This window comes from Streptomyces sp. NPDC093568 (assembly GCF_044764945.1).
Taxonomy (GTDB): domain Bacteria; phylum Actinomycetota; class Actinomycetes; order Streptomycetales; family Streptomycetaceae; genus Streptomyces.
Map to the genome: position 1 here is coordinate 225859 of NZ_JBIWJD010000001.1, position 14793 is coordinate 240651.

General features: G+C 67.6%; 9 protein-coding genes. 8 read left to right on the top strand and 1 reads right to left on the bottom strand.

The genetic code is table 11. The features are described 5' to 3' along the window. Positions 1-146: 146 nt before the first annotated feature. Entirely contained in the window at positions 147-3947 is a 3801-nt protein-coding gene (locus ACIRD7_RS00965) for a GH92 family glycosyl hydrolase (RefSeq protein WP_403447942.1), read from the bottom strand. Between the two features lie 354 nt (positions 3948-4301). On the opposite strand from ACIRD7_RS00965, the gene ngcE reads away from it, so the two are divergent. From ngcE to dxs, 8 genes are all read left to right on the top strand, one after another. Next, positions 4302-5765 carry an N-acetylglucosamine/diacetylchitobiose ABC transporter substrate-binding protein gene (gene ngcE / locus ACIRD7_RS00970; RefSeq protein ID WP_403447944.1) on the top strand — a complete coding sequence of 488 codons (1464 nt, stop codon included), beginning with the start codon at positions 4302-4304 and terminating at the stop codon, positions 5763-5765. A 58-nt stretch (positions 5766-5823) separates the two neighbouring features. Continuing rightward, positions 5824-6750 carry a carbohydrate ABC transporter permease gene (locus ACIRD7_RS00975; protein ID WP_403447946.1) on the top strand — a complete coding sequence of 309 codons (927 nt, stop codon included), beginning with the start codon at positions 5824-5826 and terminating at the stop codon, positions 6748-6750. A gap of 3 nt (positions 6751-6753) precedes the next feature. Then, complete coding sequence (locus ACIRD7_RS00980) at positions 6754-7677, top strand: carbohydrate ABC transporter permease (protein WP_403447948.1); 924 nt, start codon at positions 6754-6756, stop codon at positions 7675-7677. Between the two features lie 194 nt (positions 7678-7871). Then, positions 7872-9071, top strand: coding sequence for an ROK family protein (locus tag ACIRD7_RS00985; RefSeq protein ID WP_403447949.1), 1200 nt, complete (start codon positions 7872-7874; stop codon positions 9069-9071). Between the two features lie 133 nt (positions 9072-9204). Beyond that, on the top strand, positions 9205-10305 hold the full coding sequence (locus ACIRD7_RS00990) for a sugar ABC transporter substrate-binding protein (protein WP_403451596.1): 1101 nt from the start codon (positions 9205-9207) through the stop codon (positions 10303-10305). 206 nt (positions 10306-10511) lie between these two features. Beyond that, a complete protein-coding gene (locus tag ACIRD7_RS00995; protein ID WP_403447951.1) occupies positions 10512-11303 on the top strand; it encodes an ATP-binding cassette domain-containing protein in 792 nt (263 codons plus the stop codon). Continuing rightward, on the top strand, positions 11300-12592 hold the full coding sequence (locus ACIRD7_RS01000) for a sugar ABC transporter permease (RefSeq protein ID WP_403447953.1): 1293 nt from the start codon (positions 11300-11302) through the stop codon (positions 12590-12592). Before ACIRD7_RS00995 ends, ACIRD7_RS01000 begins: the two co-directional genes overlap by 4 nt. A gap of 223 nt (positions 12593-12815) precedes the next feature. Further along, on the top strand, positions 12816-14744 hold the full coding sequence (gene dxs, locus ACIRD7_RS01005; RefSeq protein WP_403447955.1) for a 1-deoxy-D-xylulose-5-phosphate synthase: 1929 nt from the start codon (positions 12816-12818) through the stop codon (positions 14742-14744). Positions 14745-14793 lie beyond the last annotated feature (49 nt).

Consider the following 14793-nt stretch of genomic DNA (forward strand, 5'->3'; position numbering starts at 1 on the left):
GCACTCACCTTGCGCGGACGATTCCCCCAATCCACGAGAGGAGAAGTTCTTCATCGCCCGCATCATAGGCACGGCGATCACGATCTGTCAGCAGGGGGGAGGCGCCGTGCCGGACGCCTCCCCCGAGCCGATTACGTCAACTACCGCTATCCGGCGAGGAGTTCGACCTCCGTGAGGATCGCCTCGCCGTCCAGCACCAGGCGGTACCGCTCGTACGTCCCCGGCGTCCTCACCGAGAACGCCCGGGTCTGCCGGTCCCAGCTGAAGGACTCACCGGTACGACGGTCCAGGGTCGTCCACTCGGTCCCGTCCGAGGAGCCCTGGAGGGTCCAGCCGGCCGGCGCCTTGGTGCGGTCCGACGAGGTCAGCGTGTACTGGACCGCCTTGGCCGCCTCCTGGGTCGGCAGGTCCACCGAGGTCACCGTCGCGTTGGTCGCCGAGGTGTTGTCGAACAGCGCGCCCGCTTCCTTCAGCACGTCGGCCCGCGGTGTCGGCACCTTGTCGTCCTGGGTGATCGACACGGGCGCCGCGTTCTTGCCGGTGCCCCAGGACGAGGGCCGCGAGCCCATGTCGAACTCCAGGACCCCGCCCTTCGCGATCAGCGAGTGCGGGAGCGAAGTCGACTTCCACGGAACGCCGTTGACCTTCAGGCCCTGGACGTACACATTGCGGTCGCCGTTCCGCGGCGCCTTGACGACCAGCTCCCGGCCGTTCTCCAGATGGACCGTCGCCTTGGTGAACAACGGGGACCCGACGGCGTACTCGCCGCTGCCCATCACCAGCGGGTAGAAGCCGAGCGCGGAGAACAGGAACCACGCCGACTGCTCGCCGTTGTCCTCGTCGCCGTGGTAGCCCTGCCCGATCTCGCTGCCGGTGTACAGCCGCGAGAGCACCTCACGCACGCTCTTCTGCGTCTTCCACGGCTGTCCGGCCGCGTCGTACATGTAGAGGGCGTGGTGGGCGACCTGGTTGGAGTGCCCGTACATGCCCATCCGCACGTCCCGGGCCTCCGTCATCTCGTGGATGACACCGGGGTAGGAGCCGATGAAGTCGGGCGAGGCCGTCTCGGGGGTGGAGAGGTACTCGTCGAGCTTGTCCGCGAGCCCGCCCCGGCCGCCGTAGAGGTTGGCGAGGCCGCGGCTGTCCTGCGGGGCGGTGAAGGCGTAGCCCCAGCCGTTGGTCTCGGTGTAGTCGTAACCCCACACGCGCGGGTCGTACTTGGAAGACTCGACCCGCCAGTCGCCCTGGGCGTCGCGGCCCTGGAAGAAGCCGGCCTTCGAGTCGAACAGGTTCACGTAGTCCTGGGCGCGGTTGAGGAAGTACGCCGACTCCTCCTTGTACCGCTTCTCACCGGTCCTCTCGTACAGCTTCCGGCCCATCTGCGCGATGCCGTAGTCGTTGAGGTAGCCCTCCAGCGCCCACGACAGGCCCTCGTGGGTGTCGGTGCTCGTGTAGCCGAGGAAGGGCGAGGTGGTCATGCCCTTGCGGCCGACACCCGACGAGGGCGGCACGACCGTGGCGTTCTTCACGGCCGCGTCGTACGCCGACCTCGCGTCGAAGTCGACGCCCTTGACGTAGGCGTCGGCGAACGCGACGTCCGAGGAGGTGCCGGTCATGAGGTCCGCGTAGCCGGGGGAGGACCAGCGCGAGGTCCAGCCGCCGTCCTTGTACTGCTGCACGAACCCGTCGACCATCTCGCCCGCCTGGCCCGGGGTCAGCAGCGAGTACGCCGGCCAGGTCGTCCGGTAGGTGTCCCAGAAGCCGTTGTTGACGTACACCTTGCCGTCGACGATCTTCGCGCCGGTGTGCGTCGGGGTGTCCGGGTTCGGCATCGGCGAGAACGGAGAGGCGTACTGGTACTTCGAACCGACCTTCTCGAAGCCGGAGTTCGGGTACAGGTACAGCCGGTACAGGCTGGAGTAGAGGGTGGTCAGCTGGTCCGGCGTGGCGCCCTCGACCTCGACCTTGCCGAGCAGCCTGTCCCACTGGCGCTGGGCCCGGCTCTTCACGGTGTCGAAGGAGGTGCCGTCCGGGATCTCCTGGCGCAGGTTGTCCTTCGCCTGGTCGATGCTGATGAGCGAGGTGGCGATGCGCAGGGTGACCGTCTTGTTCTCGGGCTTGAACCGCAGATAGCCCTTGACCCCGCTCGACGCCCCCTCGTCCACCGGCGCGTCGAACACGCCGTACACGAACAGCCTGGTCGCCCCCGTCGACAGCCCCGACTTCACGTCGGAGTAGCCGGTGAACGTCCCGGTCTCCTTGTCGAGCGTCAGCCCCGCCTGGTCGGTGACGTTGTCGAAGAGCACACTCGCGTCGTCACCGGGGTAGGTGAAGCGCATGACGGCCGCGTGGTCGGTCGGCGTCATCTCCGCCTTGAGGCCGTTGTCGAACCGCACGCCGTAGTAGTACGGCCGTGCCGTCTCGTTCTCGTGCCGGAAGGCCAGCTGCCGGGCCGCACGGCCCAGGTCGGGCGTGCCGGACGCGGCGGACGGCATCACCTGGAAGGTCTGCCGGTCGCCCATCCAGGGGCTGGGCTCGTGGCTCGCGCTGAACGCCTGGATCGTCGGCAGGTTGTCGTCGTTGTTGGACCGCGCGTAGTCGTACAGCCAGCTCAGCGAGCCCGCGTTGGTCACCGGGGTCCAGAAGTTGAACCCGTGCGGCACCGCCGTCGCGGGGAAGTTGTTGCCGCGCGAGAAGCCACCGCTGGAGTTGGTGCCGCGGGTCGTCAGGGCGTAGTCGGACAGATGCGCCTTCGGCTTCTCCCGCGGTACGGCCTTCAGCGCCACGTCGTCCAGCCAGCCCCGGAACTTCGCCGGGCCCTTGGGGGAGTCGTACGCCACCAGGATCCGGTCGACGGTCTTGCCGGCCGCGACCGACCCGATCCGCGAGGCCACGTTGTTCCACTGGTTGACGTACAGGATCTTGGCGGCTCCCTGCCCCTGCGGGGTCAGCGGGAACCCGTGCTGGTCGGTCGCCCTCAGATCGCTCAGATAGGTCCCGTCGGTGAAGGCGAGGTCGACGGAGACGTTCGTGGCGTCGTAGTCCCGGTCGCCGTCCGCCATCGACGGGAAGATCCGGTACGACAGCTGGGTGTCGCGCCCGACGGCCACATCGACGTCGAAGACCTTGTTGTACGAGTACGCCTTGCCGTCGGCGGTGTGCCGTCCGGCGTAGCGCAGTGCCCGCTTGCCGGTGAAGCCGGCGCCCGCCTTCGCCGTCGGCGAGCCGCTCGGGCCGCGGTCGACGAGCGAGAGCATGTCCTGCGGTATCGGATCCGCGCTCCCGCCCTTGGAGAACTGGACGTCGGCGAGCTGAAGGATGTCACCGCCGTTGTTCTTGGTGATGTCAAGCCGGAAATGCCGGTATTCGGCGGGATTGGCGATCTCGTACGTCTTGGTCTGGAACGGCTCGGAGAAGGACTCGCCGGTGCGGGTGTCCAGGGTGGTCCAGTTCTCGCCGTCCGTGGAGCCCTTCAGGGTCCAGTCCTGGGGATTGCGCTCGTCGTGGTCGTTGGCCGACGTGAGCGCGTAGGTGACCACCTTGACCGGTGTCGCCAGGTCGAACTCCACCCAGCCGGTGGGGGCGAACGTCAGCCACTTGGTGCTCGGCTCGACGTCGACGAGGTTCTCCTTCACCTCGCGGGCGCCGGTGTTCTCCCCGCTCGCCCGTACGTCGGTGACTTGGTCGGTCACATTGCCCGGAATGCCGGTGCTGTAGCCGCCGTCCACGCCCGAGGTGCGTTTGGTGCCGTTCGGGGCCGTGTCGACGGTATTGAGCCAGTCGGGTGCCGGGTCGCCCGCCTCGAACGAGGAGGCGAACTCCCGGTCGGCCGCCGCGGGCGCCTGTGGCAGGGCGACGGCCACCCCCTGCGAGCCCACTGCCAAAGCAAAGGCGGTCGCCGACACGACCGCCTTTCCACCCCATCTGTGCCGAGCTCTCTGCTGCATAAGCCGGTACCCTCCCTGCGCACGGGACAACGTTGTCAACTTCGCTGCGCAAGGATCAGTTGTGGCTCAAGTACTAAGTATTGTCAAGGGTGTTGGCTGTGGCATTCGGGGCTTATGTCGCGGATTTTTCGGGCAAGCGGCGCACAGGTCACTCATATTTCCGTGAGGTCTCAACTCGGAAAAGACCCATGGCCAACCTTGCATTCGATCTTGCTCCGCTGGCGGGAAGTGGACTATACCTGTCGGCACTTCACATGATTCCGCACTTCCTGCACGACCCCAGTTCGACCCGATCGCGGTGCCGGGGAGGATCCGGTTCACCGCCTGAGTCCTGGAGAAGGCGAGGACTTGAGCATGGGATCCACTTCCGCCCAGAACCCTGAGAACAACGGCACCGCAGGTGTCGGACGCCGCGATCTGATCAAGCGGTCCGCCGCGCTCGGCCTGATCTCCGTGCCCACGATGAGCTTCCTTTCCGCGTGTGCCAGCGGCGGGGGCGGCGGCAACGGCGACAAAGCCAAGGAAGGCAAGAAGACCGCGAAGAACCCGCTCGGCGTCAACGACACCGCGCAGATGGAGTTCGTGCTCTTCGACGGCGGCTTCGGCAAGGAGTACGCCGAGGACGCCGTGAAGATCTACGAGAAGAACTTCCCCGAGGTGACGGTGAAGTTCTCCGCCACCCAGAAGATCCAGTCCACCCTCCAGCCCCGCTTCAACCAGGGCACCCCGCCCGACCTCATCGACAACTCCGGCGCCGAGCAGATGGACATGGGCGTCCTGGTCGGCAAGGACCAGCTCGCCGACCTCACGCCGCTGCTGGACGCCCCGTCGTACGACGACCCGAACAAGAAGGTCCGGGACACGCTGCGCCCCGGCATCGTGGAGATGGGCCAGTTCGACGGCGACCCGGTCTGGATCATGTACTACGCCTACACGGTCTACGGCGTGTGGTACTCCCAGAAGGCGCTCGACTCGCTCGACGAGCAGTACCCCGAGACCTGGGACCAGATGCTCGCGGTCTGCGAGAAGGCCAAGAAGAAGGGCATGGCCGGCTGGACGTACGCCGGCAAGTACCCGTACTACCTTCCCTTCTCGCTCTACCCGATGATCGGCAAGGTCGGCGGCGTGGAGGTCCTCGACGCCATCGACAACCTGGAGCCGAACGCCTGGAAGCACCCGGCGGTCAAGGCCTGCTTCGAGGCCTACTACGAGCTCTACAAGAAGGGCTACGTCCTCAAGGGCACCCCCGGCCTGGACCACATCCAGTCGCAGACCGCGTGGGCCCAGGGCAAGGCGCTGTTCATCCCGAACGGCTCCTGGGTGGAGAACGAGTCGGCGAACGTCATCCCGAAGGACTTCGACCTCGCCGTCTCCGCCCCGACCGGCATCGACTCCTCCGACAAGATGCCCTTCGGCACGATCTGGGCCTCCGGCGGTGAGCCCTTCATCGTCCCGGCCAAGGCCAAGAACACCGCAGGCGGCATGGAGCAGCTGCGCATCATGCTGAGCGAGGCGAGCTCGAAGAACTTCACCAGCAAGGTGAAGTCGCTGACCGCCTACAACGGCGGCACCGACGGCATCACCCTCACCCCGGGCCTCAAGTCCGGCGTCGCGGCGCTGGACAAGGCCGGCCAGAACGTGGTGAACCCGCGGCTCCAGGACTGGTACGTGCAACTCCAGAAGGAGAAGATCGGTGTCTCCGGTCTCGGCGAGATGATGGCCGGACGCCTCACCCCCGCCGAGGCCATCAAGAAGATCCAGGGCTTCGCCGACGAGGCCGCCAAGGACTCGTCGATCAAGCACTACAAGCACCAGTAGATCCGGTGAGGATCCGTCACCAGCGGCTGCATCCGCGCGCAGATCGGGGTCGATAGCAATGCAGCACGGCAAGTACCGGTTCATCGTGGGGTTCCTCGCGGTGCCCCTCGGGCTGTACGCGCTCTTCGTCGTCTGGCCGTTCGTCCAGTCCATCTACTACTCGTTCACGGACTGGACCGGGCTGAGCCCCGAATTCAAGATGGTCGGCTTCGACAACTACGAGAGGATGCTCGACGACGACATCTTCTGGAAGTCGTTGCAGCACAGTCTCCTGTTCGCGTTGCTGCTGCCGCTGGTGACCCTGAGTTTCGCGCTGTTCCTCGCCTTCATGATCAATGTGGGCGGACGGCGCAGAAAAGGCGGCCCGGCGATCACCGGTGTCCGCGGCTCCTCGTTCTACAAGATCGTCTATTTCTTCCCGCAGGTGCTGTCGATCGCGATCGTCGCGCTGCTGTTCGCCTTCGCGTACAACCCGGACAGCGGAGCGATCAACTCGATCCTGCGCGGGGTCGGGCTCGACAGTGTCCAGCCGCTGTGGCTGGGCGACCCGAACCTCGCGCTGTGGGCCGTGATGGCGGTGATCGTCTGGTCCACGGTCGGCTTCTTCGTGGTCCTGTTCTCCGCCGGTATGGCCTCCATTCCGGCGGATCTGTACGAGGCGGCGCTGCTCGACGGCGCCGGCCGCGCGAGCACGTTCTTCCGGATCACCCTGCCGCTGCTGTGGGACACCGTGCAGTCCGGCTGGGTCTACATGGGCATCCTCGCCCTCGGCGCCGAGTCGTTCGCGGTCGTACACATCATGACGACCGGGCCGGGCGGCCCCGACTACTCGACCACCGTCATGGTCCTGTACGTGTACCAGAAAGCGTTCCGTGACGGGCAGGCCGCCTACGCCACCACGATCGGCGTGGCCCTGCTCGTCGTCACGCTGGCCTTCGCCGCGGTCGTCATGCGGCTCGGGCGGCGCGAGCGGCTGGAGTTCTGACAGATGAAGACGACCGAGACCACCGCTCCCGTACCGGCCGAGTCCGGGATGCCCATCACCAAGACCGGGGTGCCGGCGAAGGCCCCGGCCAAGGAGAAGAAAGAGGGCACCGTCCTCAACGTCTTCTCCCACGGCGTTCTGATCATCTGGGCCTTCATGGTGGCCATGCCGCTGCTGTGGGCGGTGATGACGTCCTTCAAGGACGACGCCTCGATCTTCGGCTCGCCCTGGTCACTGCCGGACAGCCTGCACTTCTCGAACTGGTCGCGGGCCTGGACCCAGGCGAACATGAGCGACTACTTCCTCAACACCATCCTGGTGGTGGGAGGCTCGCTCATCGGCACGCTGGTGCTCGGTTCGATGGCGGCCTACGTCCTCGCCCGCTTCGACTTCCCGGGCAACCGGTTCATCTACTTCCTGTTCATCGGCGGCATGAGCTTCCCGATCATGCTCGCGCTGGTCCCGCTCTTCTACGTCGTGAACAACATGGGACTGCTGAACACGATCCACGGGCTGATCCTCGTCTACATCGCGTACTCGCTGCCGTTCACCGTGTTCTTCCTCACGGCGTTCTTCCGCACGCTGCCGACCTCGGTGGCCGAGGCGGCCTTCGTCGACGGCGCCTCGCACACCCGTACGTTCTTCCAGATCATGCTCCCGATGGCCAAGCCGGGCCTGATCAGCGTCGGGATCTTCAACTTCCTGGGGCAGTGGAACCAGTACATGCTGCCCACGGTTCTCAACACCGACCCCGACAAGCGGGTGCTCACCCAGGGCCTGGTGCAACTGGCCGTCAGCCAGGGCTACAAGGGTGACTGGTCCGGGCTCTTCGCCGGCCTGGTCATGGCGATGCTGCCGGTGCTCGCGGCCTACATCATCTTCCAGCGGCAGGTGGTGGCGGGGCTCACGGCGGGTGCACTGAAATGACACGGAGGTAGCGCTCCGGAACCGACCGCGTGCGCGCCGTTCCCCCTCCCGGGAGCGGCGTGCGCTTTTGTGTGCACGTACCCGGATCCGGTTCAACCTCTTGACGGGAGGCGACCCGAACGGCTCAGCTTAGAGTTCACTAGTTGGACACGAACGGGGCCTCATCGAAGCGGCCCCGCGCGCAGGAGGTCGTCGTGGAGACTCCGGGGTCGCAGTCGTCGCTGCACCGAGCCAACCTGGAGCGGGTTGTGCGGGCCGTACGGCTGGCCGGATCCCTCACCCAGGCGGAGATCGCGAGGACCACCGGTCTGTCCGCGGCGACGGTCTCCAATATCGTCCGTGAACTCAAGGACGGCGGAACGGTCGAGGTCACGCCCACCTCGGCGGGTGGCCGCCGGGCCCGCAGCGTCTCGCTGAGCGGGGACGCCGGCATCGTCATAGGGGTCGACTTCGGCCATACGCATTTGCGGGTCGCGGTCGGAAACCTGGCCCATCAGGTGCTGGCCGAGGAGTCCGAACCACTGGACGTGGACGCCTCCTCGACACAAGGCTTCGACCGGGCAGAACAGCTGGTCAGCAGGCTGATCGCGGCGACCGGCGTCGACCGTTCCAAGATCGCCGGAGTGGGCCTCGGCGTCCCCGGCCCGATCGACGTCGAGTCCGGCACGCTGGGCTCCACCGCCATCCTGCCGGGCTGGACCGGCACCAAGCCCGCCGAGGAGCTGCGCGACCGGCTGGGCGTGCCCGTGCACGTGGACAACGACGCCAACCTCGGCGCCCTGGGTGAGCTCGTCTGGGGCAGTGGCCGAGGGGTGCGTGACCTGGCGTACATCAAGGTCGCGAGCGGTGTCGGAGCCGGTCTGGTGATCAACGGCAAGATCTACCGCGGCCCCGGCGGCACAGCGGGAGAAATCGGGCATATTACTCTGGATGAGTCCGGCCCGGTCTGCCGCTGTGGAAACCGCGGCTGCCTGGAGACCTTCGCGGCCGCGCGCTACGTGCTCCCGCTGCTCCAGTCCAGCCATGGCACCGATCTGACCATGGAGGGCGTCGTACGGCTGGCCAGGGACGGAGATCCGGGCTGCCGTCGGGTGATCGCCGACGTCGGCCGTCACATCGGCAGTGGAGTCGCCAATCTCTGCAATCTCCTGAACCCGAGCCGCGTGGTCCTGGGCGGTGATCTCGCCGAGGCCGGTGAGCTGGTCCTCGGGCCGATCCGGGAGTCCGTCGGCCGCTACGCCATCCCCAGTGCGGCGCGGCAACTGTCCGTTCTTCCCGGGGCACTTGGCGGCCGTGCCGAGGTGCTCGGAGCGCTCGCGCTCGCGCTCAGCGAGATGGGCGATTCAACCCTTTTGGACAGCACCCTGCATGCGGCCACCCCCGCCTTCACTTAGAGAACGGATGGCACCGTTGCCAACCCGTTAAGGATTTACTTCTTGACGTCGCACGTGTGGCCGAGTTGACTTCCAGCCACCTCGGCCGCAACGACGCGGCCTCGTCAGGGAGGTTTCTGAAGTGAACACGCGCATGCGTCGTGCCGCCGTAGCCATTGCCGCCGGTGCGATGGCCATCTCGCTGGCTGCCTGTGGCAGCGCCGAGGAAGCGGGCGGCGACAACGACTCCACCGCCAGCGCCACCAAGGGCGACGACATCAAGGTCGGTCTCCTGCTGCCGGAGAACAAGACGGCCCGGTACGAGAAGTTCGACCGCCCCTTGATCGAGAAGAAGGTCAAGGAGCTCACGAACAACAAGGCGGAGTTCCTCTACAACAACGCCAAGCAGGACGCCAACCTCCAGGCCCAGCAGGTCGACACCATGATCACCAACAAGGTGGACGTGCTGATCCTGGACGCCGTGGACGCCAAGGCGATCCAGAACTCCGTGCAGAAGGCCGTGGACGCGGGCATCAAGGTCGTCGCCTACGACCGCCTGGCCGAGGGCCCGATCAGCGCCTACACCTCGTTCGACAACGAGGAGGTCGGTCGGACCCAGGGTGAGGCCCTGCTGACCGCCCTGGGCGACAAGGCCACGAAGTCCACCAAGATCGTCATGATCAACGGCTCGGTCACCGACCCGAACGCCGCCCAGTTCAAGAAGGGCGCCCACTCCGTCCTCGACGGCAAGGTCACCATCGCCAAGGAGTACGACACCAAGGAGTGGTCGCCGGACAACGCCAACGCCGAGATGGAGGCCGCGATCTCCGCGGTCGGCGCGAAGAACATCGCCGGCGTCTACTCGGCGAACGACGGCATGGCCGGCGGCATCATCACCGCCCTGAAGGCCGCCGGCCTCACGGTCCCGGTCACCGGCCAGGACGCCGAGCTCGCCGCCGTGCAGCGCATCGTCTCCGGTGAGCAGTACATGAGCGTCTACAAGCCCTACGCCCCGGAGGCCGACGCCGCCGCGGAGATGGCCGTCGCGCTCGCCAAGGGTGAGTCCCTCGACTCCATCGCCAAGGACAAGGTCGCCAGCAACAGCGCCAAGGACGTCCCGTCGGTCCTGGTCCCGGTCACCTCGCTGACCAAGGACAACATCAACGACACCGTCATCAAGGACGGCGTCTACACCGCCGCCGAGATCTGCACCGGCAAGTACGCCGCCGCCTGCACCAAGCTCGGCATCAAGTAAGCAGCCCCAGGTCCCTCACAGCTGCGGGAATCCGTCCTCGGATTCCCGCACGGGACGTGACTGCACAAGACTCCTCCGGCGCCCCGCGCATACGTCAGCCCCGCAAGCTCGGCGCGGGGCGCCGGAAGGAACCCCCGCGGGAAACCCCCGCTCACCCACCCTGCATTCTCTGCACAACCCTTCCGCCGGGTCAGGCGGCGAAGGAGATGGTTCACGTGTCCGCTACGCCCGTGCTGGCGTTGCGCGGGGTCTCCAAGCGGTTCGGTGCCGTTCAGGCGCTCACCGACGTAGAGCTTGAGGTCCACGCCGGTGAGGTGGTCGCCCTGGTCGGCGACAACGGAGCCGGAAAGTCCACGCTGGTCAAGACGATCGCCGGCGTGCACCCCATCGATGAGGGCGTCATCGAGTGGGACGGCAAGGCCGTCTCGATCAGCCGGCCGCACGACGCCCAGGCCCTGGGCATCGCGACGGTGTACCAGGACCTCGCGCTGTGCGACAACATCGACGTCGTCGGCAACCTCTTCCTGGGCCGCGAGCTGAAGAAGCGCGGAGTCCTCGACGAGGTCGAGATGGAGCGCCGCTCGCGCGAGCTGCTCCAGACCCTGTCGATCCGCATCCCCAGCGTGCGTATCCCGATCGCCTCGCTCTCCGGCGGTCAGCGCCAGACCGTGGCCATCGCCCGATCCATGCTCGGCGAGCCCAAGCTGGTCATTCTCGACGAGCCCACCGCCGCCCTCGGCGTCGAGCAGACCGCCCAGGTCCTCGACCTGGTCGAGCGGCTGCGCGAGCGCGGGCACGCCGTGATCCTCATCAGCCACAACATGGCCGACGTCAAGGCGGTCGCGGACAAGGTCGCGGTCCTGCGCCTCGGCCGCAACAACGGCGTCTTCGAGGTCAAGACGACCTCGCAGGAGGAGATCATCTCCGCCATCACCGGCGCCACCGAAAACGCCGTGACCCGCCGTGCGGCGCGCACGACCGGGGAGGTTTCCAAGTGAGCATCGACAAGACCTCCGCCACGGCGCAGGACCACGAGGTCCTCAACACCGAGGCCGCCTCGGCCGCGGTGACCGCCGTCGACCCCCGCCTGCTGGTGCAGGAGCAGGGCCTGGCCGGCTACCTCACCGAGTTCCGGCGCAAGCTGAAGGCCGGTGAGCTGGGCTCCCTGCCGGTCATCCTCGGCCTGGTCGCCATCTGCGTCATCTTCCAGAGCCTCAACTCGGCCTTCCTGTCCGCGCAGAACATCAGCGACATCACCGTCACGATGGTCGGCACGGGCATGATCTCCGTCGGCATCGTCTTCGTGCTGCTGCTCGGCGAGATCGACCTGTCCGTCGGCTCGGTCAGCGGCGCGTCCAGCGCGATCGCCGCCGTTCTCGCGGTGAACCAGGGCTGGCCCGAGTGGGCGGCCGTGCTCTTCGCGGTCGCGGCGGGTGCCGCCATCGGCGCGGCGCACGGCTTCTTCTTCGCGGTGCTGGGCGCCCCGGCGTTCGCCGTGACCCTGGCCGGTCTGCTGTTCTGGCTCGGCTTCATGCTCCAGACGCTCGGCGAGAACGGCACGATCAACCTCGACAGCGACGGCCTGATCGGCAAGCTGACCACGTACTTCTTCTCGGACGTGGCGGCCGCGTACGGTCTGGCGGCCGTGGTGACCGTGGTGTTCTTCGTCACCTCGTTCCTCGGCAACCGTCGCCGCGAGGCCGCGGGCATCCCGTTCCGTCCGCTGAGCGACACCATCCTGCGGACGGTCCTGCTCGCCGTCGTCTCCTTCGCCGCAGCGATCATGTACAACCAGTACAAGGGCCTGCCGCTGGCCACGGTGATCTTCCTCGTGTTCCTGGTCGCCACGGACTTCCTGCTGCGCCGCACCTCGTACGGCCGCAAGATCTTCGCCCTCGGTGGCAGCGTGGAGGCTTCCCGGCGTGCCGGTATCAACGTGACCGCGGTGCGCATCTCCGTGTTCGCGATCTCGGGTGGCTTCGCGGCGATCGGTGGTCTCTTCCTGGCCTCGAAGATCGCGTCGGCCAACCAGAGCGCCGGTACCGGTGACCTGCTGATGAACGCCATCGCGGCGGCCGTCATCGGTGGCACGTCCCTGTTCGGTGGACGTGGCCGCACCTGGAACGCGCTGCTCGGTGTGCTGGTCATCGTCTCGATCCAGTACGGCCTCCAGCTGGAGTCCATCGCCGAGCCGGTGAAGTACATGATCACCGCCGGTGTTCTGCTGACGACCGTCGTGATCGACTCGATCACCCGGAAGACACAGAAGACCGCGGGTCGCGCATAGCGCGAAGCGCCGTAGGGGCGTGGGTGAACTGGCGGGTGCCGGTCCTGGTGGGCTGGTCGCGCAGTTCCCCGCGCCCCTTTGCGGCGTTGTAGCACGGGGCGTTACCGGGTAGGGCCGATTGCGTGACGTACGACGGGTGGGCCGGGAACCTTCCGGCTGAGCGGAACATTAGACTCGACGAGCCCGGCAACAGCTCGAACAGCTCTACTGCAAGGAGGCACGGGTGCCGCTGCTGACCCGCATCACGGGACCGCGCGATCTGGACCGGCTCAGCCCTGAGCAGCTCGACCAGCTGGCCGAGGAGATCCGGACCTTCCTCGTCGAGGCGGTTTCCAAGACCGGCGGCCACCTCGGCCCCAACCTCGGTGTGGTGGAGCTGACCATCGCCCTGCACCGGGTTTTCGACTCGCCGAAGGACAAGGTGCTCTGGGACACCGGCCACCAGTCCTACGTGCACAAGCTGCTCACCGGCCGTCAGGACTTCAGCCGGCTGAAGATGAAGGGCGGCCTGTCCGGCTACCCCTCGCAGGCCGAGTCCGAGCACGACGTCATCGAGAACAGCCACGCCTCGACGGTCCTCGGCTGGGCCGACGGCCTGGCCAAGGCCAACCAGCTGCGCAAACGCGACGACCATGTCGTGGCCGTCATCGGCGACGGCGCCCTGACCGGCGGTATGGCCTGGGAGGCGCTGAACAACATCGCCGAGGCCAAGGACCGCCCCCTCGTCATCGTCGTCAACGACAACGAGCGGTCGTACGCGCCGACGATCGGCGGCCTCGCCAACCACCTCGCGACGCTGCGCACGACGGACGGCTACGAGCGCTTCCTCACCCGCACCAAGGAGATCCTCGACCGCACGCCGGTCGTCGGCAAGCCGCTCTACGAGACCCTCCACGGCGCCAAGAAGGGCCTGAAGGACTTCATCGCGCCGCAGGGCATGTTCGAGGACCTCGGCCTGAAGTACGTCGGCCCGATCGACGGCCACGACATCGAGGCCCTGGAGTCCGCGCTCGCCCGCGCCAAGCGCTTCGGCGGCCCGGTGATCGTGCACTGCCTCACCGAGAAGGGCCGCGGCTACCAGCCCGCCCTCCAGGACGAGGCCGACCGCTTCCACGGCATCGGTCCCATCCACCCCGACACCGGCCTGCCCATCAAGGCCTCGGGCGCCGACTGGACGTCGGTCTTCGGCGACGAGATGGTCGAGCTCGGCAAGGAGCGCGAGGACATCGTCGCCATCACGGCGGCGATGCTGCAGCCCGTCGGCCTGAAGAAGTTCGCGGACACCTTCCCGGACCGCATCTACGACGTCGGCATCGCCGAGCAGCACGGCGCCGTCTCCGCGGCCGGCCTGGCGACGGGCGGCGTCCACCCCGTCTTCGCCGTCTACGCCACCTTCCTCAACCGCGCCTTCGACCAGGTCCTCATGGACGTCGCGCTGCACAAGTGCGGGGTCACCTTCGTGCTCGACCGGGCCGGCGTGACCGGCACCGACGGCGCCTCGCACAACGGCATGTGGGACATGTCGATCCTCCAGGTCGTCCCCGGCCTCAGGCTCGCCGCCCCGCGCGACGCCGACCAGGTCCGCGCGCAGCTGCGCGAGGCCGTCCAGGTCAAGGACGCCCCGACCGTCGTCCGCTTCTCCAAGGGCGCCGTCGGCCCCGCCGTACCCGCCGTGGGGCGCGTCGGCGGCATGGACGTGCTGCGCGAGCCCGGCACCGACACCCCGGACGTGCTGCTGGTCTCCGTGGGCGCCCTCGCGCCGATGTGCCTGGAGATCGCCGGCCTGCTCGACAAGCAGGGCATCACCACCACCGTCGTCGACCCGCGCTGGGTCAAGCCCGTCGACGAGGCCATGGCCCCGCTCGCCGAGCGCCACCGCGTCGTCGTCACCGTCGAGGACAACTCCCGCGTCGGCGGCGTCGGCTCGGCCGTCGCCCAGGCCCTGCGCGACGCGGGCGTCGACGTGCCGCTGCGCGACTTCGGCATCCCGCCGCGCTTCCTCGACCACGCCTCCCGCGCCGAGGTGATGGCCGAGATCGGGCTCACCGCCCCCGACATCGCCCGCCAGGTCACCGGGCTCGTCTCCAAGCTGGACGGCCGGTTCGACCGCACGGCGGCCGAGGTCGACTCGGTGGAGCCCGCGCGCGACTGACCTCCGCTGACGGCCGGATGGGCCGGTTTCGCCACCCATGACGGTGGCG

Excerpts from the sequence above, each read along its gene's own strand:
- ACIRD7_RS00980 (WP_403447948.1), top strand. The coding sequence starts at position 6,754 with ATGAAGACGACCGAGACCACCGCTCCCGTACCGGCCGAGTCCGGGATG.
- ACIRD7_RS00990 (WP_403451596.1), top strand. The coding sequence starts at position 9,205 with ATGCGTCGTGCCGCCGTAGCCATTGCCGCCGGTGCGATGGCCATCTCG.
- ngcE (WP_403447944.1), top strand. The coding sequence starts at position 4,302 with ATGGGATCCACTTCCGCCCAGAACCCTGAGAACAACGGCACCGCAGGT.
- ACIRD7_RS00975 (WP_403447946.1), top strand. The coding sequence starts at position 5,824 with ATGCAGCACGGCAAGTACCGGTTCATCGTGGGGTTCCTCGCGGTGCCC.
- ACIRD7_RS00965 (WP_403447942.1), bottom strand. The coding sequence starts at position 3,947 with ATGCAGCAGAGAGCTCGGCACAGATGGGGTGGAAAGGCGGTCGTGTCG.
- ACIRD7_RS00995 (WP_403447951.1), top strand. The coding sequence starts at position 10,512 with ATGGTTCACGTGTCCGCTACGCCCGTGCTGGCGTTGCGCGGGGTCTCC.